The sequence below is a fragment of the Methylocystis sp. sgz306128 genome, from assembly GCF_056032725.1.
Map to the genome: position 1 here is coordinate 673,526 of NZ_JBVYWO010000001.1, position 23,064 is coordinate 696,589.

Below are 23,064 nucleotides of genomic sequence, written 5' to 3' on the forward strand. Positions count from 1 at the left end.
TATAAGTAATGTGATTGGATATTTAATGAAAAACGGAAATAACTTATACATCAATATTGGAGCGCTGGCCTTTTTCCTCTGGGGTGTTCTGCACATATGGGTCGGCTTTGAAGGGCTGAACCAATATATTAACGGCGGGTTGACCGGACAATGGCACCTGCTGACCGGGGGCAGCAACATGCCTTTCGACCAACTCCAGTTGCCGACCGATCCGGCAACCATCCATGCCCAGCAAAACCTGCTGCTCAATTTCTGTATTGATGTGGCGGGATACGGCTTTCTCGGTGTGGCTGTGGCCTGGCTGCTGTGGCGATATTCTTCTGTATCGGCGCTGTTGATCGGTCTTTTCATTATTGGTCTGGGCGATCTGGCATTTTTGTTTCTTCTGGTTACGCCGGGGATCATTGCCTTGAATCTTGCAACTGTGTCCGGGCCGATTTTATGGTTCATCGCCAGCGGCTTCGGAATTGCTGGTCTCATGCAGACGAAGAAACCCGAACCCGCCTGAGGCGCTGTGGCGACACGGGATGTTTATATGTCCGGGCGTATGGCGTCGTGCGCCCGGCTGATTGCCGGTTTGTAGCTATCAAAAAACAATAATATTTTGCCAGTCCGCGCATTCCGGTCTTGGCCTGCGGCTTTGAACGGGGTTAGGTTGGGGCATTGTTTATTGACTGGGATGAAATGCCTATGAAAAAAATTGCATTGGTCACTGGCGCCGGAACCGGAATAGGGCGCGGCGTCGCGCTTGCGCTGGCGCAGGAGGGTTATGACGTCGTTCTTGTGGGGCGGCGGCTTGATGCCCTGCAGAAAGTCGCAGCTGAGGGCCCTTCTGGCGTGGAACTTGTTCCTGTTCCGACCGATGTCAGCGATCCTAAATCTGTCGATGCCTTGTTTGCCACGATCAAATCCCGGTTTGGTCGCCTCGATTTGCTTTTCAACAATGCAGGGGTCAATGCACCCGGCGTACCGCTGGAAGATCTGACGTTCGAGCAATGGAAAAATGTTGTCGACATCAATCTGACGGGTATGTTCTTGTGCCTTCAAGGAGCTTTCCGCATCATGAAAGATCAGAATCCGCGCGGGGGGCGCATCATCAACAACGGCTCGATCTCAGCCACCGCGCCGAGGCCCAATTCCGCGCCCTATACGTCAACCAAGCACGGCGTGACAGGTCTTACCAAGACAGCCTCGCTCGACGGACGCAAATACGATATCGCGGTCGGCCAGATCGATATCGGCAATGCCGATACCAACATGGGCGGCGTGATGAAACACGGCGTGCCGCAAGCCAATGGCTCCATTGCCATCGAGCCGGTGATGGATATATCCCATGTCTCGCGCGCTGTGCTCTACATGGCGAGCTTGCCGCTGGAGGCCAATGTCCAGTTCATGACAGTCATGGCCACCAAAATGCCTTTCGTCGGCCGGGGCTAAGCGCCGCGCCGCCCGGTCGGGACTTTTGCCTTGGCCCACCCTTCGTCCTGAGCACGTCGAAGAACGCGGGGCATGTGTTACGCAGGCGGAACAAGGCCGCCTGCGCTGTTTGCCTGCAGAGGCATAAGGCTAGATTTCAAAAGCCTCGATGCGCGGTTCGTCCTTGCCATCATGCAGCCAGGCCTGCCAGGCGGGCAGGGCCATGATGGCATTCATATAGGCGCGCGTTTCCGGCGAAACCGGCACGTCGTAAATGTGAAACCGGTTCACCACAGGCGCGAACATCGCGTCCGCCGCCGAGAACTTGCCATAGAGAAATGGTCCCGCCTTTCCGTACTGACGGCGCGCTTCTGCCCAGATGGCCTCGATACGGGCCACATCGGCGGCGGCGTCCGGGGTCAGTTCACGCTTTGCCACCGCCCGGCGGAAATTGGTCGGGCAATGGCTGCGCAGGTTCTGGAACCCTGCATGCATTTCGGCGCAAATGGCACGGGCATGGGCCCTTGCGGCTTTGGCGCGAGGCCAGATTGCCTTTGTCGGGTAGGATTCTGCAATATATTCGAATATGGCGATTGATTCCCATATGGTGATCTTGCCGTCGATAAGCGCCGGTACTTTGCCGGAGGGCGAAAATTTCAGGATATTCGCCTTGCTGTTTTCGACGCGCAGCGGGATGACGATTTCTTCGAACGGAATCTTGAACGTTGCCAGCAATATCCATGGCCGCAGCGACCAGGACGAATAGGCTTTGCTGCCAATAACCAGTTTGAACGGGGTCATGCTTGATCCTTCTTTTCGGTTTGTACCGGGCCGCCGGCTTCTTTCCAGGCCTTGAATCCGCCAGCTATATCGGCGACAGGCTTCAGCCCCATGCTCTGCGCCAGTTCTGCTGCGAGCACCGACCGCCAGCCGCTGGCGCAGAAGAAAATGAATTGCTTGTCCTGCGCAAAAACGATCTTGTGGTAAGGGCTTTCCGGGTCGATCCAGAATTCCAGCATGCCGCGCGGGCAGTGGAAGGCGCCGGGAATCGAGCCGTCGCGCTGTAATTCGCGCACGTCGCGCAGATCGACGAACACAACGTCCTTTCGGTCCAATGCCGCGACCGCCTCGCTCGCCGGGATGGAGTGAACCACCTGTTTGGCCCGCTCCAGCAATGTGCGGTATCCCGTCGTAATTTTTTGAGTCATGGCGCGCTCCCCGGTTTATGCTAATTTGCGAAGCGCTGGCCGTCGCGTCAACCTGTGAGATGGTTCCGGCCTGTGATTAATTCGCCTGCGGCCTGAATTGACGGAGTTGCGCGTGTTTCAGGAATTTTCTTATTTCGATGCAGCAGCTCTGCTTTTTTTTGTTCTCGCCTGGCTGCTTTACAATTACATGCTCGATGTCTCGCCGCGCCGGCATGTGAGCCTCAACCATGTCATGAGCAAATACCGCCTGATCTGGATGGAGAACATGCGCGAACGCGAAGTGCGTATAGTTGATACGCAGATCATGGGAACACTGCAAAGCGGCACGGCTTTTTTCGCATCCACCTCATTGCTGGCCATTGGCGGTGCGGCAACTCTTCTGCGCGCCACCGATGATGTGCTGCAGGTGTTTCGCGATCTTCCGTTCGGGCTTTCAACCACGCGCGCACTCTGGGAAATTAAGTCCGCCGGTCTGATGATCATTTTCGGCTATGCATTTTTCAAGTTCTCATGGTCCTACCGGCTGTTCAATTACGCCGCGATTCTGATCGGCGCAACGCCGCCTGCGGATACGCCAGATAAGCGTGCGCGCGATGAAATGGCCCTGCGCGCCTGTTATATGAATATTGTCGCCGGACGGCATTTCAACCGGGGCCAGCGGGCGTTCTTTTTCGCGCTGGCCTATCTTGGCTGGTTCATAGGACCGGCCATTCTGTGCATAACCACCGCAGCCGTATTGTTTGTCATGGGCCTGCGGCAGTACCATTCCGATGCGCTGCGCGCGGCCAATTTGACCGATCCGCTGGCTTAATTACAAATTCAACAGTAGTTTTAACCAATATTCAGGAGTTAAAGTCTAAATATAATTCCAGGAGATAAGGCTAATGCAGCAGAAACCTGGTATTATATTTCTATCAATCGTGAATATGTGGATGGTGATCGGAGCTTATTTGCGCTTTGATGGCCTGCCTTCTGCTTATCAGATCATTGTAAATCTTGGATTTTTCGAATTCACAAATTTCGATAGGCTTTTTTTTATTTTATTTGCTCTGATCTATGCAACGATTTTCAGCTTCGTCATTTATATGGTCAGGGCGCGCAGTGGTTCTGCCGCCTTGCTCAACATCTGGCCGTCGCTGACCAGTATGATTCTGGCCTGCTATTTTTATGTTTTGCGGTACGGCAGTTTTCAATGGCAGGATATCAGTATTATTCTCGTGCTGATCGTGGTGCCGCCCTTTGCCGCCATTTTGCTGCTGGAAATTGTCAACCGCCTTTGGATAGCCGCCGTGCGCCTTCACATGGCGATGCGTTCACGGGCGCGCGGTCCCCGGCTTCATCTTTCGGCGGATGGCGCCCCGAGGACGTCCCGCCTCAGGGCCGCGTCGCGTCCCCGCCAGAGGGCGTGACGGGGATTTCACTTGTGCCTCCGAAAACAGCCTCGAAGGCAGCCCTGAGCTCCGCGTCGACATCCGACATGCTTACCGGCAGGCCGAGGTCGACGAGGCTGGTGACTCCCAGATGCGACTCGGCGATACCGCAGGGAACTATGCCGGAAAAATGGTTCAGATCGGGTTCCACATTCAGTGAAATGCCGTGGAAACTCACCCAGCGGCGCAGTCTGATGCCGATGGCGGCGATCTTGTCTTCTGCTGCCGCGCCGTTGAGCGCCCGTGGCTTGTCCGGTCGCTGCACCCATACGCCCACACGATCCTCGCGCCGTTCACCGCGGATATTCATGCGGGCTAATGTCCCGATGACCCAAGCTTCCAGCGCGGCGACATAGGCGCGCACATCGCGCCTGCGGCGGTTGAGGTCCAGCATGACATAGGCGACGCGTTGTCCGGGCCCGTGATATGTATATTGCCCGCCACGGCCGGCATCGAAAACCGGAAAATGCGGATTGCGCAGGTCGGAAGGTCTGGCGCTTGTCCCGGCTGTGTAGAGCGGCGGATGTTCCACCAGCCACACGGTTTCAGGTGCGTCGCCCGCGGCAATCGCCGAACTCAGGGCCTCCATTTCGGCCAGCGCCTCGGGATAGGGCGTCAAGCCCGGCGATACGCGCCAGAGCACCGGAGGCGATCCTGCTTCAGGCAAAAATGAGGTGGCGAGCTCTGATCTCAGCATGTTGTGATGGAAAACATTTTTTCTTCAGTTTGTCACGCGTCTTGCCCTTGTCATGTTGGATTCGATTTGTTAAGTGAGCCGCACAGCAACGGACAAATTGATTGTTCGTCGTTAGCGGCCGTGGCGGAACTGGTAGACGCGCTACCTTGAGGTGGTAGTTCTGGAAACGGAGTGGAGGTTCGAGTCCTCTCGGCCGCACCAAAAAGAAGCTCCCGAAAGGGGGCTTTTTTGTTAATCGGGCTTCTGTTTCCCGAAAAGCCGGTCGATCGTTTGTTCCGTTTCCGAATGCCAGCCGGGCGGGGCGCTGCGCAGCGGCGGAGGCTGGCTTCCGGGCACAAGATGCACAATGTGATATCCGCCAGCCTTGAGCGCGCGCAGAAACTGCGGCAGCATCGCCGCCGTCTGGGCCCGCGTATCATGAAACAGAATGATTCCCCGGCCTTCTCTCTCCAGACGGCTCAGGATCAGCGCCAACTGTTCGCGCGGCGGGCGCTTTACCCAGTCCGACGCCCAGAAATCGGCGGCAATATTGGCGATATGGCGGGATGCAAGCCATTGGTTGAGTTCCGGCGTGTCGGCAAATCCCGGAAACCGGAAGAAAGGTATTTTCGGCGCGCCGTCGTAGCTGCCATAGGCGGCGCGGTCATCGGCGGCAAATCCCAGTTCTATTTCCGCTTCGGCGCGCGCAGGCGGCAGGCGGCGCAATGTCGCACCGGGATGGGTCATGGAATGGTGCCCCACCGAGTGACCTTCGGCTATTTCCCGGCGCAGAAGATCGGGATGGGCGGCAGCATTGCGCCCGATAACGAAGAATGTCGCCTGCACGCATTCGGCCTTGAGCGCATCGAGGATGGCCGGGGTCGTGCCGGGCCAGGGTCCGTCATCGAAGGTAAGTACAACTTCTTTATTTGCAAGATCAAGGGTTTGCGCGTATGTTTTCAGCCCGATGCTGAGCCCGTCCGGCGCACCGACGGCAAGGGTTCTCTCGGTGCCGAGCGCCGGTGCGCCTGCGTTGCAGGCGAGGGCCGGGGTCGTCATGCAAAGAGCGATCAGCGCAGCGAGAGATTTGATCATCGGTTAAGGCTTTTTAAAATTTCAGGCCGGAAGGCAAGTGCGGCTTGTGTTATTAACGGTTTATTACCAGCTTATTTTTATTTTAAGGTAATAACTGAACCTGTGTTGGTCTGCATGTACGCGCGTATCCGCTCCCTTCTGAAAATCTGCTTTGGCGTTGCCGTGCCTCTCGGCCTTTCGGGCTGTTCGACGATGGCTGAGGAATCCTATCCGTCTCCGACGGATTTCCCGATCCATGGTATCGATGTCTCCAAATATCAGGGTGATATTGACTGGAACAAGGTGAAATCAAGCGGCGTGCGCTTTGTCTGGATCAGAGCGACCGAAGGCGGCGACAATGCCGACGAGAAATTCGCACAGAACTGGGCTGGCGCGAAAGCCGCCGGCATTCCGCATGGCGCGTACCATTTTGTCTATTGGTGTCGTACGCCGAAGGAACAGATGGATTGGTTCAAGGCGCATGTTCCGGTGGAGGAGGATGCCTTGCCGCCCGTGCTGGATGTCGAACTCACGCCCGGATCAAAAACCTGCCCGCGCGTTCTGACCAAGCAGGCCGTGCATCGTGAGATGCAGGAAATGCTCGACATGATGCAGGCCTATTACCACAAGCGGCCCATTATTTATTCGACGGTGGATTTCCATCAGGGTCTTCTCGACGGGCCGTATTTCACCAATTACGCCATGTGGGTGCGTAGCACCAAATATTATCCTACCGTCAAATACCGCGACCGTCAGTGGGCGTTCTGGCAGTTCCAATCAGATGCTCATATTCCCGGAATAAATGGCAAGGTTGACAGAAACGCCTTTTTTGGCAACGAAAAGCAGTTTGCGGCTTTTGCTTATGGGCAGAATCGGCCAACAAACGAGCAGGCCAGCCTGATGTCGTTCTCGGAGTAATGCAAAATTTGCATGCCTCAATTGTGCAATTAGCACTTTTGTGCACTGCAGCATAGTGTAGTTTGTTTGTAGGGATAGGACGAGGAAACGTTTCCGAAGGAATGAAGTTCGATCTATCGAACCAACTACGGAGATGAAAATGATCTTTGTCGCACTTTACAGCTACATTGAACGCAAGCTGGCCGCACGGGCCGAATATAACCGCATCATCGACGAATTGTCGCTCTATTCCGAGCGTGATCTGTTCGATCTGCACCTGAGCACTGCCGATATTCCGGCTCTTGCCGCCGATGCGGCGCGCGCTGTCGAAGACCGGTTGCTCGCAAAAAATGCACGTCGCATCGCCAAGGTGCGGGAAGCTGCAGCATGACGATTATTGCTACGGTCGCAGTGTAGAGTTCTCTCGCGCTGCGACCAGCTTTATGGCCTGATCAAACGCATAGATCAGGGAATGCGCGTCGGCTTTGCCGGTGCCGGCAATGTCGAATGCCGTGCCATGATCCACGGACGTGCGCACGAAGGGCAGGCCAACCGTGACATTCACGCCCTGCTCGATCCCCAGATATTTCACCGGAATAAGGCCCTGATCGTGGTATTGCGCCACGACGATGTCAAACTCGCCCCGCCGTGCCCGCATGAAGATCGTATCGCCCGGCCAAGGGCCAGAGGCGTCGAGTCCTTCGCCGCGCGCAGCCGCCACAGCAGGCGCAATTTCATCCAGATCCTCGCGGCCGAACATGCCGCCTTCACCGGCATGAGGGTTCAGCCCCGCGACAGCGATGCGGGGCCGGGCAATGCCATAGGCGCGGCAGGCCTGCGCGGCGAGGCGGATCGTGGCCAGAACGCGATCTCTGGTTATCATGTCGATGGCCCGCCGCAGCGATACGTGAATTGTGACAAGTATGACCCGCAATTCGTCATTGGCCAGCATCATGGCGAAATCGTTTGTGCAGGAATGTTCAGCGAGAATCTCGGTATGGCCGGGATAGGGCAGACCCGCTTCCTTCATAGCTTCCTTGGCGATGGGCGCGGTGACAATGCCCGATATCTCTCCGGCCTTGGCAAGACCGATCGCGCGCATCACATAATCAAAGGAGGCGCGGCCGGCCTTCGCGTCAATTTGTCCGAATGGCAGGTCGGCGGGGATAGAGCCGGTCTGCATCACATCAATCGCGCCGGCAAGGCAGCGGGCCTGAGCAACTGATTCGATGCGGCGCACATCAAGGCTCAGGTTGAGAAGGCCGATGGCCTTTTCCATGCGCGGAGCATCTCCAATGACGATGGCCCTTGCGCCGGGGCGCAGGGCAAAGAATCTGGCGACGATTTCCGGGCCGATCCCTGCCGGATCGCCCATGGTGATGGCAAGATTTTTCATTGACGGTTCCAGACCTTTGCACCGGACAGGTTTATTGAATTACATGAATTGAATTTCCGGGTTAAGCAACCAGTTGTTGAAAACAGGACCCTTGAACGGCGCAGGAGAAACCGCATTGACCCATAAGCCGGAAACGATACATGCCAGCCTCGGCGGTCAGTTCTTTGGTCCGGTGCAGCCGGCGCAATTTCCGCAGACGATCCTGCGCTTTCGCAATCAGGCATGGGCGGAGCGCGTCGGCCTTGGCGGGCTGAGCGAGGCCGGGTGGATCTCCCGTTTCGGACGGTTTGAGCCCTTGCCCGGCAGTTTTGAGCAACCTCTGGCCCTGCGCTATCATGGGCACCAGTTCCAGCAATATAACCCTGATCTCGGCGATGGACGCGGCTTTCTCTATGCGCAGCTGCGGGATCTTAAAGATGGCCGTCTGCTCGATCTGGGCACCAAGGGTTCCGGCACCACGCCCTGGTCGCGGGGCGGCGATGGCCGCCTCACCCTCAAGGGCGGAGTGCGCGAAGTGCTGGCCACAGCCATGCTGGAGGCCCTTGGCGTATACACGTCGAAAAGCTTCAGCCTGATCGAGACAGGCGAGGCGCTGCAGCGCGGCGACGAACCCTCTCCGACGCGTGCGAGCGTGCTGGTGCGCCTGTCTCATTCTCACATCCGCATCGGCACTTTCCAGAGACTCGCGGCCTTGCGGCAGGGAGAGGACATAATCCGGCTGCTGGATCATTGCATCGCCCATTACATGCCGCATCTGGCGCAGGACGATCTCGAAAAGCGCATTCTGGCATTCATCCGGCAGGTGGGCGGCAACCTTGCAGAACTGGTTGCGCAATGGATGGCGGCGGGTTTCGTCCATGGCGTGCTCAACAGCGATAACATCAACATCACCGGCGAGAGCTTTGACTATGGACCGTGGCGCTTTGTGCCGATTTACGCGCCGGGCTTTACCGCAGCCTATTTCGATCATTCCGGCCTGTATGCTTTCGGGCGCCAGCCCAGCGCCGTCGGCTGGAATCTGGCGCGCCTTGCCGAATGTTTTGTTGATTTTGCCTCAGTCGAGGCTTTGACGGGCGCGTTGGATGCGTACACAGAGGCTTTGCAGCCTTCCTTCGCGCGAAACATCCTGCGCCGGCTGGGTCTCGCGCCGGGGCCGCACGATGAGGAACTGGCGCGCCGGCTTTTTGCCTTTCTGCTGGAGAGCCATGCCGGGTTCGAGCAAACGTTCTTCGATCTTTATGGCGGCCTTGCCCGCGCCGCGCATTGGCGCGGTAGCCCGTCTGCCGGACTTTATTCTGGGCCGCTGTTCGCGCCGCTGCGCGAATTGCTGGCGCAATACAGGCCCGCGCCGGACGCCCGGCTTGACCATGCCTATTTCGCTGGTGCTTTGCCCTGCACCATGCTCATCGATGAGGTCGAAGCCATATGGGCGCCGATCACCGCGCAGGACGACTGGAGCCTGTTTAACGCCAAGCTGGAGGCCATTGCGCAGATGTCCGATGCCTATGGAACGGGCGCGCGCTAGCTGGTTTATTCGTTGGCGGTGGCCTTGATCTCGACTTTGTTGAGCAGGTCGGCAGGGGAGTGGATCAGGCCCATGTCGCCAGCGCCGATGCCGTCCCGCGATTGCGCGCTGATGTGAAGGTTCCGCGGATCGGCGATGAATTTGCTTACGGCATTGGCAATGGCTTTGCCGGTTGCGCCATTGCCGCCAAGCAATGCGGGTATGCCGATGGCAGTCATGCCGATGAGGCCCTGCTTGAACTCATCGACGCTCTGTTCCTGCGCCTTGGCCTCCACGGCGATGATCTTGTCCAGCAGCCCTGCATTTTCCAGCCTGACATCCATGGATTTGACCACCACACCCAGTCCTGCGGCCGTGGCTAGGCTGCGATTGGTGCTGAACAGGTCTTTCGTGGCATTGCCGATCGTGCCGCTGACGGTGATCTGCCCCAGCTTGGCGCCGCTCACGGACAGCGTTTTCAGATTGATCTGCTGCTCCGGCTCTGAATAGGCGACGTCCAGCCGCGCCGAAAGGTCAAGCTGTTCGATGCCGAATTCGCTGAGGCGCTGCAGGTTGTGGTCCGGGCTGTTCTTCGGCACATCCATGACCAGATGATCAATGGTTGTGGCGATGCTGCCCGGTATTGCGTTGATGTAATTGGCAAGGCGGGTCTCGAATTTGTCCAGCCGCAGTTTGGTGCGGGTGGACAGCGGATCGGTCGGGTCGGGAATGTCGATATCCACTTTATCGATGCCGAACAGGCCGATGGTCGGTAGGTTGGCGCGCGGATCGAAGTCCTTGACATCGGCCTCGGCAAGGCTTGCCATCGCCGCAAGAGACGGGCTGATCATCAAATCCCGCAGGCCGATATGGTCGATGAGAAAATGCCCGTCGCTGGCATTCACCGCAAGACCCTGCATGTCCAGCACCGGAATTCCGCCCCTGCCGAACTCAATATTGAGTGATGCGAGCTTGCCGCGCGGACCATTCTTGTCATTCTTGTCGTTCTGCGAAGCGAATTCTGTATCCTTCGCCTCGAGCTTGCCCGATATGGCCATGAACACATCTGCTGCCGCCTTCAGATTCGCCGATACTTGCCGCGGTCGGGGCAGGTCGGGCGCGATCTTGCTGTCTGTTGATCCCTTGAACAGATCCGACCATGGCGTTTTCAGCGGGCGGGCTTTGAGATCCGTATAGCCGGCCTGGCTGATCTTGACGCTGAAGCCTTCGCCTTTCTGGTCGATCGAGTTGAATTCTATGGATTTTGCGGAAAGGGATTCCGCCAGCGGCGCCAGCGGCTCGTCGCCGGTGCTGGTCTCTGTCACCAGCCGGACGATATTACCCAGATTGATGTTGCTGCCCGATATAGTTCCTGTTGTCGTTGATATGTCCGGGGCTTTGTCGCCATGCGTCGATGTTTCCGAACTGTCGATTGTCAGAGTGGCGAGCTTGCCGCCGCTGATCGGCCCGGCCTTCACATTGGTGTAGCTTGTCGCCGTGGCATGGCCGTTGACGACCGAAGTCACATTCATATCGTCCGCGCTGATCGATTGTGCGTCGAATTTTGCAATGCGTTGCGCCGGTGTTTCGCTGCCGTTCGAATCGAGCAGAGTTTCCAGCTTGTCCTGAGTAAGGTTGCTGCCTGTCACGACGAGCAGCGGCACGTCGATCTGATAGGGGCCGAAATGGCTGGAAATATCCTTGAACCGGATCTCATCGCCCGCACCGGCCTGAGCCTCGCCGATGAGCGCCAGCGGCGCGCGATGCATATCGATCCGGCCGACGTGAAGATCGCCCGCCGGACCGTTGAACTGCGCCCCCTCGATGGCCACTTTGCCGGTCAGGAGATTGGTAGAGACCCGCGCGAAACTGACGCCGGACTTGCGCAGCGCCGACGAAAGCCTGCCGTTTTCATAGGCCTGCGCCGATATCAGTGCACCTGTCGCCACCCCGCAGAGCAGGGCGGCACAGGTCAGTAGGCGGGTTCGGGTCATGGATCTATCCTGCAGTGGGAGAAAATTCTTGGAGCGCGGCTTCGATCTGCGCGGGCGAGGGCAGGCCCGCTTCGTTGCCCAGATGCTGGATCTTGTGGCTGGAAGCGGCGCGCGCATAGGTGAAATGCTTTTCCCAGGGTGCGTCGGGATGGGCAAGATAAGAGGCAATATAGGCGCCGTGGAAGACATCCCCCGCGCCGGACGTATCGATGATACGCGCCGGCGGCACCGCCAGAGCCGGCAAATGCTGCACTTTGCCCGATTCGTCATACCAGATCATGCCGCGCTCGCCTTGCGTGATGCCGCCGATGCGGCAGCCGCGGCTTTTCAGATAATTGAGCATGGCCTCTTCAGTGAGTTCCATCTGTTCGCAAAGGCGCTCCGCCACTATGGCAATGTCGATATATTCGAGCAACTCATGCGTGTTCGAGCGCAGGCCGCCGCCGTCCAGCGAGGTCAGGATGTTCTTTTCGCGGCAGGTCTTCGCGTAAAACAGCGCCGCGTCGGACTGGTGGCCGTCCAGATGCAGGGCGCGGCACTCGCCCAGGTTCAGCAGCGGAAACGGATGCAGGTAATTGTCGTCGCGGGCGCGCAGGATCGCGCGGCGGCCTTCCTTCGGGATGATGAACGACAGCGACGAGCGCCTGACCTTGCGCGGATGCACACTGATGCCGTAACGCGCCGCCATATCGAGAAACATGCGGCCGAGCCAGTCATCGGCGACAGAGGCGATGAGATCGGGCACATGCCCCAGCTTGGCGCAGGCAAAGGCGGCGGTGACGGCATTTCCGCCGAAGGAGACGGCATAGTCCTTCGCCACAAGTTTTTCATCGCCAGTTGGAATAGTGTCACTGATCAGCGTGACGTCGATATAGGTCTGACCGATGAAAAGCGCCTCCATGTGGACCTGCCCCCGCTAGATTGAAAAACTTGTTCCACAGCCGCAGGATGCCACGGCGTTGGGATTATTTATCTTGAATGATTGCCCGATCAGATCATCGACAAAATCGACTTCCGAACCTTTAAGATATTCCAGCGAAACCGTATCGATGAGAACCGTGGCGGCGTCGCGCACGATAACCAGATCGTCGTCCTGCCTGTCCTGCGTGATCTCAAACGCATATTGAAAACCGGAGCAGCCGCCGCCGTTGACGGCAATGCGCAACATGGAGCCCGGCGGCTCGGACGCCAGAATCGCCCCGATCCTTTTGGCGGCGCGCGCGCTGAGAGAAACCGGAAGCAGGCCGCCTGCGGGCGCTTCGGGGGTGTGGGCTGCCAGTGACATGATGAGACTCCTTACAGTTTCAACATAAGCGTCCGTTCGCGGCACTTCAATACGTAAGCAAAAGCCAGTATAGACCTTTCAGTTCTTCCGGGAGATATTGGTCATGACGCAGTTCACGCCGCTTGCGCCCTATGCCTGTCATGTGGCTGGCAGCAGAGGGCGCCTGAAGCCGGAACCTGCCTCGCCGACCCGCAGCGATTTTCGCCGCGACTGCGACCGTATCATCCACTCGACGGCCTTTCGCCGCCTTGCCTACAAGACTCAGGTCTTCGTGCAGAACGAGGGCGATCACTATCGCACGCGCCTGACGCATTCCATCGAGGTTTCGCAGATCGCGCGGGCGCTGGCACGCGGCCTTGCGCTCGACGACGATCTCGCCGAGGCGCTGGCGTTGGCGCATGATCTTGGCCACACGCCGTTCGGCCATACGGGCGAGGACGCGCTTTCGGCCTGCCTCAGTCAGTATGGCGGCTTTGATCACAATGCCCATGCGCTGCGCATCGTCACCGATCTTGAGCATCGCTATGCAGATTTTAATGGCCTCAACCTGACATGGGAAACGCTGGAAGGCCTTGTCAAACATAATGGCCCCCTGCTTGATGGCGAGGGCAGACCCCGACCGCCGCACAAGGCGATCCCGAAGCCAATTCTTGATTTCGAGCTGATATTCCCGCTCGATCTGGCCTCATACGCCAGTCTTGAGGCGCAATGCGCGGCGCTGGCCGATGATATCGCCTACAATACGCATGATATCGACGACGGGCTGCGCGCGGGGCTGTTCACGCTCGCCGATCTGCGCGTGCTGCCGCTGGTCAGCAGCCTGCTTGACGAAATTGCCCGTCTGCACCCCAGCCTCGGCACGGCGCGCACCATCCACGAATTGGGCCGGCGGTTGATCACCCGCTTTGTCGAGGATGCATTGGGCGAAAGCGCACGGCGCATCGCCGCCTTGGCGCCGGCCGATGTTGCTGCGGTGAGGGCTGCCCCCAATGCGTTGGTGGCCTTTTCGCCCGGTTTCGTTCAGGCGGACAGGGACATCAAGGGCTTTCTCTATCCGCGCATGTACCGCCATGAGCGCGTGATGCAGGTACGGGCCCGCGCCGATCACGTGGTGCGCAAATTGTTCGAGCTTTATATGAACGCGCCGCACCTGCTGCCGGGAGGCTGGCTGCAACCCGGATGCGGCGAGGCGGCGCGGGCAGTCGCCATCGGTGATTACATCGCCGGTATGACGGACCGCTTCGCGTTAAAGGAATATCAGCGCCATTTTGACCTTTCTTATGAATTGAGTTAGAGCATGGCGCACGGATATCGATGGGTTTAAGGCTGTTTTTTATTTAAAAACAGTTGGTTATGGATATGGCTTCCGCCAGAGCGCGTGAGTTTGCGCAAGGGGCGGGCGCCAAAGCAGGACGATAAGATGAATATTTTTGCTCAGTTTCAGGATCATCTCTCTCATATTCTTCAGGCTTTCGTCGTTGATGGACGCCTGCCGGGTGATCTTGATCTTTCACGTTTTGCCGTTGAGCCGCCGCGCGATCCCGCCCATGGCGATATCGCCACCAATGCCGCAATGGTCTATGCCAAAGAGGCCAAGGCGAGCTTTGCCAACCCGCGGCTGTTCGCCGAAGCCATAGCTGCCAATCTTCAGGCCGTTCCGGGCGTCGACAAAGTGGAGATCGCCGGGCCGGGCTTCATCAATATCCGCCTGCAGCCTGACCTGTTCGCCGATGTCATGCGTGCGGCCTTGCGCGATGGTCACCAGTTTGGCCGCGGCGCGCATAAGCCCGGCAAGGTGAATGTCGAATATGTTTCAGCCAATCCGACAGGGCCGATGCATGTGGGGCACGGCCGCGGCGCTGTTTTCGGCGATGCGCTGGCCAGCCTGCTGATCTTTGCGGGATACGATGTCACGCGCGAATATTACATCAACGATGCTGGTGCGCAGGTCGATGTTCTCGCCCGTTCGGTCTATCTGCGCTACACCGAGGCTGCGACCAGCAAACCGGTGGATATTCCCGAGGGCCTGTACCCCGGCGACTATCTCAAGCCGCTCGGTCAGGCTCTGGCCGACGAATTTGGCGAGGATCTGCTCTACAAGGATCAGGCCGAGTGGCTGCCGCTGGTGCGTGAGCGCGCGATAGCCGCCATGATGGATCTGATCCGCGAGGATCTGGCCGTGCTCAATATCCGCCATGAAGTGTTTTATTCTGAACGCTCGCTCACTGTCCGGCATGGCGATCACGATGCAGTGCAGGCCGCCATCGCCGAACTTGCAGCCAAGGGGCTTGTCTATCAGGGCCGCCTGCCGCCGCCGAAAGGCCAGTTGCCGGATGATTGGGAAGATCGCGAGCAAACATTGTTCCGCTCCACCACCTTTGGCGATGATATCGACCGCCCGCTGCTCAAATCCGACGGCGGCTATACGTATTTTGCCTCCGATATCGCCTATCACCGCGCCAAGTTCCATCGCGGCTACACGAAGCTGATCGATGTCTGGGGCGCCGATCATGGCGGCTATGTCAAGCGGATGGCCGCTGCTGTCACCGCCATTTCCGATGGCAAGGCCGAACTTGACGTCAAGCTATGCCAGCTTGTCCGTCTGATGCGGAACGGCGAGCCGGTGAAAATGTCGAAGCGCGCGGGGGACTTCATCACGCTGCGCGATGTTGTAGACGAAGTCGGTGTCGATGCGGTGCGTTTCATGATGCTGTTCCGCAAGAATGACGCGCCTCTGGATTTTGATCTTGCGAAAGTTATTGATCAATCGAAGGAAAATCCTGTATTTTATGTGCAGTACGCCCATGCGCGGGCACAATCTGTGCTGCGCAAGGCATTGGCCGCCTTTCCAGATATGGATTGCTCGGCCGAGGCGCTGGCGAAAGCCGATCTTTCCCTTCTGACGGATGAGGGCGAGGCGGCGCTTGTCCGGCTGCTTGCGCAATATCCGCGACAGGTTCAGGCGGCCGCCAGCGCGCATGAGCCGCACCGGATCGCCTTTTATCTGCATGATCTGGCTTCGGCCTTTCATGGACATTGGAACAGGGGCGATTCCCTTCCGGAATTACGCTTTATTAATCAAGATAGAAGAGAATTAACTATAAGCAGGCTGGCATTGGTGAAATTTTTTACCCAGGTGCTTCGGTCGGGTCTTGGTGTTCTCGGTGTTCATGCGCCGGAGGAGATGCGCTGAGATCCGCGCTTGCGCGGAGATGATGGAACATGAGCGAGAGTTTGAAAGCCCAGCGATCCGGCGTGAACCTTGACGATTTCGAGCGTCAGCTTTTCGCAGGCTCCAAATCCGGTCAATCCGGCGATGACCCGTTGGCGGAGCTCTCGCGCATCGTTGGCAAGGCAGATCCATTCAAGGGTGTTTTTGCCAAAGCCGCTTCAGGCACGCCTGCGCGGCTGGAGCCAAGGTTGACCCAGGCCGCGCCCGCGGCTCCGGCGGCGCCGGCCGCGCCTCTGGCTTTCTCGCCGCCGCGCCGGCCAACTCCCGTTGATGCCATTGCACCGGCCAATCTTGTTCCGCCGCCAGTCCGCCCGGCCGTGCCGGCAGCCGCCTCCGCAGCATCTTTCGCGCCAAAATATTTCGAGACGGCGGAGCCGAGCCCGCAGACCGACGAGGACGAGGCAGAATTCTTCACGCATCTGACCGCCACCGCCGAAGAGGCCGAGACGGATAGCGGCTTCGAACCCGTGCGCGAGGCGGAGGACATGAGCCAGCCGCGTGCGGGGCGCATGGCGCTCGTTGGCATTTTGCTTGTCGCTGCCATCGGTTCCGGCGCTTTTCTGGGCATGCGCAGCTTCGAGCGCAAGCCCGCCGATGGATCTTTGCCGGTGATCAAGGCCGCGCAGACGCCGGTCAAGGTGGAGCCGCCCAAGACCGATGCCACCAAAGCCACGCCGGATCAGGCGTCCATGTCGCAGGATGCGTCCGCCGTTGTTTCCGGCAAGGTGGAGCAGCCGGTTGCCATTGTGCAGCAGCCGGGTCAGCCGCCGATCAAGATTGCCCGTACTGTTCCTCTGAGCGGGGATCAGGCGCAGGCGCTCAATCCGGACAGCAATGGCGCGACGGCCATTCCGGGCGCACCTGTCCCGGCCAATGGTTTCCCCGAGCCGCACCGCGTCAAGACCGTTTCTGTCCGTCCCGATGGTTCGGTGATCAGCGGCGAAGCGACGCCGCCAGCGCCCGCTGCCGCTCCAATGGCCGAAAATGCGCCCGCCGCCGTTGTAGCTGATGCCGCACCGGACGTGCCGCCTCCGGAGGCTGCGCCAAAGCCCGCGAATGTCCCCGTGCCGCAGCGTCGTCCCGGAGATGCCGGTCCCGCGACCGCAGCCGCAACGCCGGGCGCGGCAGCGGAGACGCCTGCGAAAACGCCCAAATCTGCTTCAGCTGTGACAACCCGTCCTGTTGCGGCAAACGGGCCGCTGCAGATAGCGCCTGCAACCTCGGCCAAGCCTGAAAAGCTCGCCGCTGCGGAAGCGCCGGCAAAAGCCGCAGCCACTGGTTCCTATGCAGTACAACTGGCTGCTCCGGCAACTGAAGCCGAAGCCAAGGGCCTGATCGCGCGTCTCCAGTCAAAATATGGCGCGATCTTCAGCGGCTATCCGATCGCCGTGCACAAGGCTGACGTCAATGGCCGTACGATCTACCGCGTACGTCTCGAAAACATGGCCAAGGATGAGGCCGTGCGCGTTTGCGAAAAACTGCGCAGCGCCGGCGGGCAATGCTTCATTGCGCGCTAACTGATGCTCGCGGCGGGCAGGCCTTCAGGCCGCCTGCCGTTCCACCGGTTTGCGTGATGGCTTTGACCAGAGTCCGGTGGGTGTTTCCGCTCGTTTCGTCTTCAGGCAGAAATTGAAGTCGGGACGAGACATGGCTCTTGCCGAAGGATGTTTCCGGTCTTTCATCGGGGTTATATCCGCCACAAGGAAGGATTTTTCCTTCAGCGCGGCCAGCAGATGGTCAAAGACCCGGCTCTCGTCGGATTTCTCCTTGCTGAACAATCCGTGAATAACGAAAACACAGCCCGTTGCGATGCCAAATGCGCCGCCCGTGATCACCCCCGCGGCATTGCGAAACTCAAATGAATGCCCGGCGCCCGCGTCGGAGACGCGCGCAAATGCCTGAAGCACGGCCTGCGAATAGCGGACCTTGCGCCCGGACTGGCAGCGGGCGATCATGTAATCGGTGTTATTGTCGAAGGTCGAGGCCGAGGCGACAAGATGGGTTGCTGCCGCGGGCAGCGCAGTAAGGTCGATCACATTGCGCGATTCAGGCGCCCAGAAACTTGCATCGGTCAGGCCCGATTGCAGGAACATGCCGCGTGCATAGGCTTCCAGCACCACTTCGGCTGAGAGATCGTTTGCGGTCTGGCAAAAGCCGCCCAGCGCGCCGATGGCCAGCCCCGGCTCGATCAGTCCGGCCAGCTGGCCCCGTCGCCCGCGCAGCAGCAGAGCCGCCGCTTTGATCGCGCCGCGCCAGTGCATCGTGGCCGCGTTATGAATCAGAGCGGCCAAACGTCGTTGGCATTTATCCCTGAATGTTTCGTGCAGCAGCTGGTCGCGGTTGCGCTGGCGCAGGCGCGGCGAAGGCGGCGGGCCGGGTTCGATATGTTCGGAGAACATGGCCGGAATATTGTTCGGGTTCCATCGGCGAGAAAGTGTACGCATCTCAAATCCTGATCACAACAAGCGCCAGCCTAAGCTCAAGCTCTTGTTTCCCCGTCAAATCATTCATTCAAATGCTGGTATATTTCCGCTAACCATTGGCAAAATTGACGGGTTTGGCTTGCTTCCCCGGCAAAACTCGCTTAATTCGCTTCGCTTGGTGAAGGGAACCTTTCAATGTCCAGCTCTAAATCCGCCGAAGCCGTGTCCGCCAGCATTGGCGATAAGGTGCTTATCATCGATTTTGGCAGCCAGGTAACGCAGCTTATTGCCCGGCGTATCCGTGAAGCGGGTGTTTATTCGGAGATTGTGCCGTTTCAGTCAGCCGAACAGGCCTTTGCTGCCATGAAGCCCAAGGCGGTGATTTTCTCCGGCGGTCCGGCATCGGTGACCGAACCGGGGTCGCCGCGTGCGCCGCAGGCCATTTTTGATGCAGGCGTGCCGATTCTGGCGATCTGCTATGGCCAGCAGACCCTGTGCACGCAGTTGGGCGGCAAGGTCGAGGGCGGCCATGCCGCTGAATTCGGCCGCGCCGATATCGTCATCAGGGAGCCCTCGGCGCTGTTCGAGGGCATATGGACGGTCGGCGAGTCCTATCCGGTCTGGATGAGCCACGGCGACAGGGTGACGCAATTGCCTGAAGGCTTCAGCGTCAAGGCGACATCCGAGAACGCGCCATTTGCCATAGCCACGGATGAGAAGCGCCGCTTCTATACCACCATGTTCCATCCTGAAGTGGTGCATACGCCCGACGGCGCCAAGCTGCTCGCCAATTTTGTCCACCGTGTCGCCGGCATCAAATCAGACTGGACGATGCATGCGTTCCGCGCCGCGGCGATTGCGCGCATCCGTGCGCAGGTGGGCTCAGGCCGGGTTATCTGCGGCCTCTCGGGCGGGGTGGATTCCAGCGTCGCCGCCATTCTGCTGCACGAGGCCATCGGCGATCAGCTGACCTGCGTGTTTGTCGATCACGGATTGTTGCGCATGGGCGAGGCCGAGGAAGTGGTGCGCCTGTTCAAGGATCACTACAATATTCCGCTGGTGCATGTTGAGGCGCAGGAACTTTTTCTCGAAGAGCTGAACAACGTTGCCGACCCCGAACAGAAGCGCAAGATCATCGGCCGGCTTTTCATCGATGTCTTCGATGCCGAGGCCAAGAAGATCGGCGGTGCGGATTTTCTGGCGCAGGGGACGCTTTATCCCGATGTGATCGAAAGTGTTTCATTCAGCGGCGGGCCTTCGGTGACCATCAAGTCGCATCACAATGTCGGCGGGCTGCCCGCCCGGATGAAGATGAAGCTTGTGGAGCCGCTGCGCGAACTCTTCAAGGACGAAGTGCGCGTGCTGGGCCGCGAACTTGGCCTGCCGGAAGCCTTCGTCGGGCGTCATCCTTTTCCCGGTCCCGGTCTTGCCATCCGCTGCCCCGGCGGCGTTACGCCAGAAAAACTTGATATTCTGCGCAAGGCCGACGCCATCTATCTCGAGGAAATCCGCAAGGCAGGGCTCTATGATGTCATCTGGCAGGCCTTTGCCGTTCTGCTCCCCGTGCGCACGGTGGGTGTGATGGGCGACGGACGCACGTATGATTTTGTCTGCGCGCTGCGCGCCGTCACATCCGTTGACGGCATGACGGCGGATTTTTTTCCATTCGACATGAATTTCCTTGGCCGCGCCGCCACCCGCATAATCAATGAAGTGAAGGGCATCAACCGCGTGGTCTATGACGTGACCTCCAAGCCGCCCGGCACGATCGAATGGGAATGACCAATAGAATTTTATCGTTGCGTGAATAATACTTGTACAGGCCGGGGGCGAATTTAAAATTATTTTTTATTTCCTTGCATATTTACGTATTGAGGGTTACCTTCACGCGTCAAATATCGCCTTGGTTAGCCTTTCATTCCAGACAGACGCAGTTTTGCTCTGGCATTGTTTCTCGACCCTCTCCGACATTTTGATCTACGCGCCAAAGATCGGCGCAAAAATTGTCTCCAGAAAGGGACTACAATGCAAACTGGTACAGTGAAGTGGTTTAACGGCCAAAAGGGTTTTGGGTTCATTCAGCCGGATGCCGGCGGGAATGACGTATTTGTGCATATTTCGGCCGTTGAGCGCGCCGGAATGTCCACACTGAACGAAGGTCAGAAGATCAAGTTCGAAGTGGAGCGCGATGCACGCAGCGGCAAGATGTCCGCTGGTCAGCTTCAGGCTGCCTGAAACTTCTGATTTCAAGTCTATGGCCCGCGAAAGCGGGCCATATTCTTTTCAGGGTCTTGCTGACCCGGAGTTGTACCGAATATAGCCGCCGCCGCTGCGTGCATTTTATTTGCCTCGTGACTTTTTGCCGCTTTTCTGTAAATGAGGGGCGACGATAAAGAGGCTAAAAAATGAATATGCTGGATTCCATCCGCCGCCAGGTCACACCCATCCATCCGGAGGGCTATATCTTCATTGCAGTTTTTGCAGTGGCGGCCGTGCTTTTGCATTTCTTGTGGAGTCCACTCGGATGGCTCGGGCTCTTCGCCACGCTCTGGTGCGCCTATTTCTTCCGTGACCCCCGGCGCGTCACGCCCGTACGCGAAGGACTGGTGGTTTCGCCCGCTGACGGCATTGTTTCGAGCATCGGCTATTTCGCGCCGCCGCCTGAACTTGGTCTCGGCACGGCCCCCATGCAGCGCATTTCCGTGTTCATGAGCGTGTTTGATTGCCATGTGAACCGCGCGCCTGTTGCCGGGCGCATTACCCGCATAGCCTACAAGCCGGGGTTGTTTCTCAATGCCGATCTCGACAAGGCCAGCGAAGATAACGAGCGCAACGGGCTTATCATCGAGGCAGAGCAGGGCGCGTTCGGCGTGGTGCAGATTGCCGGCCTGATTGCACGCCGCATTGTCTGTTTTTCGCGCGAGCAGGAGGTGCTCTCCGCCGGTGCGCGGTTTGGTCTCATTCGCTTTGGCTCCCGCGTCGATGTTTACATGCCGGACGGCGCGCGCATTCTGGTTTCCCTCGGCAGCAAGGCTGTCGCCGGCGAGACGATTCTGGCTGATTTTGCCCCGTCGTCCATGTCGCCGCTCATCTTCAAGGCAGGTTAAAATGGCTGACCTTCCCGACGAAGAGCTTTCTGCCGCGCAAGAGGCGCCGAGATTTTCCGCCGTGCCTATACGCTATATTTTGCCTAATCTTGTCACATTGCTGGCGCTTTGCCTTGGCCTGACGTCGATCCGCTTTGCGATGGAAGGCCGCATCGAGACCGCGGTAGAAGCCATTATCGCGGCCGCGGTTCTCGACGCGCTCGATGGGCGCATAGCCCGCGCCCTGAAGGGTACGTCCAAGTTCGGCGCGGAATTTGATTCGCTTGCTGATTTTGTCGATTTCGGTGTCGCTCCCGGTCTGGTTCTCTATATTTTCTCGCTGCATGAACTCAAAAGCGCAGGCTGGTTCGCTGTCATGGTTTTTGCCATCGCTTGCGCCTTGCGCCTTGCGCGCTTCAATGTCGCTGTGGATGATCCGAACAAGCCGGCCTGGACAAGCCATTTTTTCGTCGGCATGCCTGCGCCCGCCGGCGCAATCATTGGTCTTGTGCCGGTCTATTTCAATCTGCTCGGGCTTGAGCATAAACATAGCTTCGTGCCCTACGAGATTGTCTATACGTTGCTTGTTGCGCTGTTGATGGTCAGCCGCATCCCGCATTTTTCCGGCAAGTCTCTCGGGCGCATTCCGCGCGAATATCTGATTCCAGTCTTATTTGGCGTAATGGCCCTGTTTCTGCTGCTGGCGACCTATCCCTTTGAGGTGCTGGTGACGCTCACGCTGGTCTATCTTCTGATGATTCCCTTTTCGGTTCGCAAATATCGCGTGTTCGTCAGGCGCGAGGAGCAGCTCCGTCAAGATATGTCCTCACGGAGCTGAATACGGCGCGGAACATGTCTGGCGTCAGCACGCCGGTATTCGTGTTGTATCGGGAGCAATGATACGAATCGAACAGCATGTAAGAGGCCACCTGATGCTGGGCGCCATGCGCAAACGGAAAACGGGAAAGCGTCTCGCCTAATGCGCGCAAGACAGTGTCATGCGCCACGCGGCCCAGCGCCACGATCGCCTTCAGATCAGGGTTTTCCCGCATTGTACCGATAAGATAGGGGCGGCATTGGGCGATTTCCGCCGGGGTAGGTTTATTCTCCGGCGGCACGCAACGCACAGCATTCGTCACCTGCGCGTCGATCAGTTGCAGGCTGTCATCCGCTTGTTCGAGATATTCCCCTCGGGCAAAACCAAGCTCAAGCAGTGTCTGGTAGAGGAGATCACCGGCCCAGTCGCCGGTGAATGGCCGCCCGGTTGTGTTGGCGCCGTGCAGTCCGGGTGCAAGACCAACGATAAGCACCCGAGCGCGCGGCGAGCCAAAATTCATGACGGGCGCATTGTGCCCGCCGGGTATGCGTAATTTTGCAAGTTGGCGAAATTCCACCAAACGCGCGCAATTTGTACAGTCCAGATCAGGATTTTGGGTCAAGCCA

The 23,064-nt window shown here is 58.5% G+C and carries 24 protein-coding genes and 1 tRNA gene; 15 read left to right on the forward strand and 10 right to left on the reverse strand.

Features of this window, described 5'->3' with window-relative positions; translation table 11 throughout:
* The first annotated feature begins 25 nt into the window (after positions 1 to 25).
* Together AC0N03_RS03220 and AC0N03_RS03225 are read left to right on the forward strand one after the other, a co-directional pair.
* Complete coding sequence (locus AC0N03_RS03220) at positions 26 to 508, forward strand: hypothetical protein (RefSeq protein ID WP_474287021.1); 483 nt, start codon at positions 26 to 28, stop codon at positions 506 to 508.
* A 182-nt stretch (positions 509 to 690) separates the two neighbouring features.
* Complete coding sequence (locus AC0N03_RS03225) at positions 691 to 1,437, forward strand: SDR family oxidoreductase (RefSeq protein WP_474287022.1); 747 nt, start codon at positions 691 to 693, stop codon at positions 1,435 to 1,437.
* Positions 1,438 to 1,566: 129 nt separating this feature from the next.
* Here the strand turns inward: AC0N03_RS03225 and AC0N03_RS03230 are convergent, their stop codons facing one another.
* Together AC0N03_RS03230 and AC0N03_RS03235 are read right to left on the reverse strand one after the other, a co-directional pair.
* Entirely contained in the window at positions 1,567 to 2,217 is a 651-nt protein-coding gene (locus tag AC0N03_RS03230; RefSeq protein ID WP_474287023.1) for a glutathione S-transferase family protein, read from the reverse strand.
* The gene (locus AC0N03_RS03235) at positions 2,214 to 2,624 is read right to left on the reverse strand and encodes a rhodanese-like domain-containing protein (protein ID WP_474287024.1); all 411 of its coding nucleotides are present in this window, start codon (positions 2,622 to 2,624) and stop codon (positions 2,214 to 2,216) included. The genes AC0N03_RS03230 and AC0N03_RS03235 overlap by 4 nt, the downstream gene beginning before the upstream one ends.
* Positions 2,625 to 2,736: 112 nt before the next feature.
* Here AC0N03_RS03235 and AC0N03_RS03240 point away from each other — a divergent pair, with 112 nt between their 5' ends.
* Positions 2,737 to 3,435 carry a DUF599 domain-containing protein gene (locus tag AC0N03_RS03240; protein WP_474287025.1) on the forward strand — a complete coding sequence of 233 codons (699 nt, stop codon included), beginning with the start codon at positions 2,737 to 2,739 and terminating at the stop codon, positions 3,433 to 3,435.
* A 274-nt stretch (positions 3,436 to 3,709) separates the two neighbouring features.
* The gene (locus AC0N03_RS03245; RefSeq protein ID WP_474287026.1) at positions 3,710 to 4,033 is read left to right on the forward strand and encodes a hypothetical protein; all 324 of its coding nucleotides are present in this window, start codon (positions 3,710 to 3,712) and stop codon (positions 4,031 to 4,033) included.
* On the opposite strand, the gene lipB is transcribed toward AC0N03_RS03245, so the two are convergent.
* Positions 3,999 to 4,751 carry a lipoyl(octanoyl) transferase LipB gene (gene lipB, locus AC0N03_RS03250; protein WP_474287027.1) on the reverse strand — a complete coding sequence of 251 codons (753 nt, stop codon included), beginning with the start codon at positions 4,749 to 4,751 and terminating at the stop codon, positions 3,999 to 4,001. The genes AC0N03_RS03245 and lipB overlap by 35 nt on opposite strands.
* A 114-nt stretch (positions 4,752 to 4,865) precedes the next feature.
* On the opposite strand from lipB, the gene AC0N03_RS03255 reads away from it, so the two are divergent.
* Positions 4,866 to 4,952: transfer RNA gene (locus AC0N03_RS03255), tRNA-Leu, on the forward strand.
* 30 nt (positions 4,953 to 4,982) lie between these two features.
* Here the strand turns inward: AC0N03_RS03255 and AC0N03_RS03260 are convergent.
* Positions 4,983 to 5,825 (reverse strand): polysaccharide deacetylase family protein, encoded by an 843-nt coding sequence (locus AC0N03_RS03260; protein ID WP_474287028.1) that lies wholly within the window; start codon positions 5,823 to 5,825, stop codon positions 4,983 to 4,985.
* 114 nt (positions 5,826 to 5,939) lie between these two features.
* Between AC0N03_RS03260 and AC0N03_RS03265 the strand changes: the two genes are divergently transcribed.
* A complete protein-coding gene (locus AC0N03_RS03265) occupies positions 5,940 to 6,722 on the forward strand; it encodes a glycoside hydrolase family 25 protein (protein ID WP_474287029.1) in 783 nt (260 codons plus the stop codon).
* A gap of 139 nt (positions 6,723 to 6,861) precedes the next feature.
* Entirely contained in the window at positions 6,862 to 7,092 is a 231-nt protein-coding gene (locus AC0N03_RS03270) for a hypothetical protein (protein WP_474287030.1), read from the forward strand.
* A gap of 9 nt (positions 7,093 to 7,101) precedes the next feature.
* Here the strand turns inward: AC0N03_RS03270 and pdxA are convergent, their stop codons facing one another.
* Positions 7,102 to 8,097 carry a 4-hydroxythreonine-4-phosphate dehydrogenase PdxA gene (gene pdxA, locus AC0N03_RS03275; RefSeq protein WP_474287031.1) on the reverse strand — a complete coding sequence of 332 codons (996 nt, stop codon included), beginning with the start codon at positions 8,095 to 8,097 and terminating at the stop codon, positions 7,102 to 7,104.
* 115 nt (positions 8,098 to 8,212) lie between these two features.
* Between pdxA and AC0N03_RS03280 the strand changes: the two genes are divergently transcribed.
* Positions 8,213 to 9,622 carry a protein adenylyltransferase SelO gene (locus tag AC0N03_RS03280; RefSeq protein WP_474287032.1) on the forward strand — a complete coding sequence of 470 codons (1,410 nt, stop codon included), beginning with the start codon at positions 8,213 to 8,215 and terminating at the stop codon, positions 9,620 to 9,622.
* Positions 9,623 to 9,627: 5 nt separating this feature from the next.
* Here the strand turns inward: AC0N03_RS03280 and AC0N03_RS03285 are convergent, their stop codons facing one another.
* Genes AC0N03_RS03285 through erpA form a run of 3 tightly spaced genes read right to left on the reverse strand, consistent with a single transcriptional unit; the run spans position 9,628 to position 12,880 of the window.
* A complete protein-coding gene (locus tag AC0N03_RS03285; RefSeq protein ID WP_474287033.1) occupies positions 9,628 to 11,595 on the reverse strand; it encodes a hypothetical protein in 1,968 nt (655 codons plus the stop codon).
* 4 nt (positions 11,596 to 11,599) lie between these two features.
* A complete protein-coding gene (locus AC0N03_RS03290; RefSeq protein ID WP_474287034.1) occupies positions 11,600 to 12,496 on the reverse strand; it encodes a sugar kinase in 897 nt (298 codons plus the stop codon).
* Positions 12,497 to 12,511: 15 nt separating this feature from the next.
* Positions 12,512 to 12,880, reverse strand: a complete 369-nt coding sequence (erpA, locus tag AC0N03_RS03295; RefSeq protein WP_474287035.1) for an iron-sulfur cluster insertion protein ErpA — start codon at positions 12,878 to 12,880, stop codon at positions 12,512 to 12,514.
* 103 nt (positions 12,881 to 12,983) lie between these two features.
* Between erpA and AC0N03_RS03300 the strand changes: the two genes are divergently transcribed.
* The 3 genes from AC0N03_RS03300 (at position 12,984) to AC0N03_RS03310 (ending at position 17,629) form a co-directional block, all read left to right on the forward strand.
* Positions 12,984 to 14,174 (forward strand): deoxyguanosinetriphosphate triphosphohydrolase, encoded by a 1,191-nt coding sequence (locus AC0N03_RS03300; protein WP_474287036.1) that lies wholly within the window; start codon positions 12,984 to 12,986, stop codon positions 14,172 to 14,174.
* A 126-nt stretch (positions 14,175 to 14,300) separates the two neighbouring features.
* Entirely contained in the window at positions 14,301 to 16,073 is a 1,773-nt protein-coding gene (argS, locus tag AC0N03_RS03305; RefSeq protein ID WP_474287037.1) for an arginine--tRNA ligase, read from the forward strand.
* 29 nt (positions 16,074 to 16,102) lie between these two features.
* On the forward strand, positions 16,103 to 17,629 hold the full coding sequence (locus AC0N03_RS03310) for an SPOR domain-containing protein (protein WP_474287039.1): 1,527 nt from the start codon (positions 16,103 to 16,105) through the stop codon (positions 17,627 to 17,629).
* A 24-nt stretch (positions 17,630 to 17,653) separates the two neighbouring features.
* On the opposite strand, the gene AC0N03_RS03315 is transcribed toward AC0N03_RS03310, so the two are convergent.
* Positions 17,654 to 18,556: a hypothetical protein gene (locus AC0N03_RS03315; RefSeq protein WP_474287040.1), complete on the reverse strand. Its 903-nt coding sequence runs from the start codon at positions 18,554 to 18,556 to the stop codon at positions 17,654 to 17,656.
* 174 nt (positions 18,557 to 18,730) lie between these two features.
* Here AC0N03_RS03315 and guaA point away from each other — a divergent pair, with 174 nt between their 5' ends.
* From guaA to AC0N03_RS03335, 4 genes are all read left to right on the forward strand, one after another.
* Entirely contained in the window at positions 18,731 to 20,317 is a 1,587-nt protein-coding gene (guaA, locus tag AC0N03_RS03320) for a glutamine-hydrolyzing GMP synthase (RefSeq protein ID WP_474287041.1), read from the forward strand.
* A gap of 243 nt (positions 20,318 to 20,560) precedes the next feature.
* Positions 20,561 to 20,770, forward strand: coding sequence for a cold-shock protein (locus AC0N03_RS03325; protein ID WP_474287042.1), 210 nt, complete (start codon positions 20,561 to 20,563; stop codon positions 20,768 to 20,770).
* Between the two features lie 170 nt (positions 20,771 to 20,940).
* A complete protein-coding gene (locus tag AC0N03_RS03330; RefSeq protein WP_474287043.1) occupies positions 20,941 to 21,642 on the forward strand; it encodes a phosphatidylserine decarboxylase in 702 nt (233 codons plus the stop codon).
* A gap of 1 nt (position 21,643) precedes the next feature.
* Positions 21,644 to 22,459 carry a CDP-alcohol phosphatidyltransferase family protein gene (locus AC0N03_RS03335; RefSeq protein WP_474287044.1) on the forward strand — a complete coding sequence of 272 codons (816 nt, stop codon included), beginning with the start codon at positions 21,644 to 21,646 and terminating at the stop codon, positions 22,457 to 22,459.
* Here the strand turns inward: AC0N03_RS03335 and AC0N03_RS03340 are convergent.
* Positions 22,413 to 23,060, reverse strand: coding sequence for a uracil-DNA glycosylase (locus AC0N03_RS03340; RefSeq protein ID WP_474287046.1), 648 nt, complete (start codon positions 23,058 to 23,060; stop codon positions 22,413 to 22,415). The genes AC0N03_RS03335 and AC0N03_RS03340 overlap by 47 nt on opposite strands.
* Between the last annotated feature and the right edge of the window lie 4 nt (positions 23,061 to 23,064).

Bases quoted from the DNA above. Each gene is read 5' to 3' on its own strand.
- AC0N03_RS03220 (WP_474287021.1), top strand. From the start codon at position 26: ATGAAAAACGGAAATAACTTATACATCAATATTGGAGCGCTGGCCTTT.
- AC0N03_RS03225 (WP_474287022.1), top strand. From the start codon at position 691: ATGAAAAAAATTGCATTGGTCACTGGCGCCGGAACCGGAATAGGGCGC.
- AC0N03_RS03230 (WP_474287023.1), bottom strand. From the start codon at position 2,217: ATGACCCCGTTCAAACTGGTTATTGGCAGCAAAGCCTATTCGTCCTGG.
- AC0N03_RS03235 (WP_474287024.1), bottom strand. From the start codon at position 2,624: ATGACTCAAAAAATTACGACGGGATACCGCACATTGCTGGAGCGGGCC.
- AC0N03_RS03245 (WP_474287026.1), top strand. From the start codon at position 3,710: ATGGTCAGGGCGCGCAGTGGTTCTGCCGCCTTGCTCAACATCTGGCCG.
- lipB (WP_474287027.1), bottom strand. From the start codon at position 4,751: ATGCTGAGATCAGAGCTCGCCACCTCATTTTTGCCTGAAGCAGGATCG.
- AC0N03_RS03260 (WP_474287028.1), bottom strand. From the start codon at position 5,825: ATGATCAAATCTCTCGCTGCGCTGATCGCTCTTTGCATGACGACCCCG.
- AC0N03_RS03265 (WP_474287029.1), top strand. From the start codon at position 5,940: ATGTACGCGCGTATCCGCTCCCTTCTGAAAATCTGCTTTGGCGTTGCC.
- AC0N03_RS03270 (WP_474287030.1), top strand. From the start codon at position 6,862: ATGATCTTTGTCGCACTTTACAGCTACATTGAACGCAAGCTGGCCGCA.
- pdxA (WP_474287031.1), bottom strand. From the start codon at position 8,097: ATGAAAAATCTTGCCATCACCATGGGCGATCCGGCAGGGATCGGCCCG.
- AC0N03_RS03285 (WP_474287033.1), bottom strand. From the start codon at position 11,595: ATGACCCGAACCCGCCTACTGACCTGTGCCGCCCTGCTCTGCGGGGTG.
- AC0N03_RS03290 (WP_474287034.1), bottom strand. From the start codon at position 12,496: ATGGAGGCGCTTTTCATCGGTCAGACCTATATCGACGTCACGCTGATC.
- erpA (WP_474287035.1), bottom strand. From the start codon at position 12,880: ATGTCACTGGCAGCCCACACCCCCGAAGCGCCCGCAGGCGGCCTGCTT.
- AC0N03_RS03300 (WP_474287036.1), top strand. From the start codon at position 12,984: ATGACGCAGTTCACGCCGCTTGCGCCCTATGCCTGTCATGTGGCTGGC.
- argS (WP_474287037.1), top strand. From the start codon at position 14,301: ATGAATATTTTTGCTCAGTTTCAGGATCATCTCTCTCATATTCTTCAG.
- AC0N03_RS03310 (WP_474287039.1), top strand. From the start codon at position 16,103: ATGAGCGAGAGTTTGAAAGCCCAGCGATCCGGCGTGAACCTTGACGAT.
- AC0N03_RS03315 (WP_474287040.1), bottom strand. From the start codon at position 18,556: ATGCGTACACTTTCTCGCCGATGGAACCCGAACAATATTCCGGCCATG.
- guaA (WP_474287041.1), top strand. From the start codon at position 18,731: ATGTCCAGCTCTAAATCCGCCGAAGCCGTGTCCGCCAGCATTGGCGAT.
- AC0N03_RS03325 (WP_474287042.1), top strand. From the start codon at position 20,561: ATGCAAACTGGTACAGTGAAGTGGTTTAACGGCCAAAAGGGTTTTGGG.
- AC0N03_RS03330 (WP_474287043.1), top strand. From the start codon at position 20,941: ATGAATATGCTGGATTCCATCCGCCGCCAGGTCACACCCATCCATCCG.
- AC0N03_RS03335 (WP_474287044.1), top strand. From the start codon at position 21,644: ATGGCTGACCTTCCCGACGAAGAGCTTTCTGCCGCGCAAGAGGCGCCG.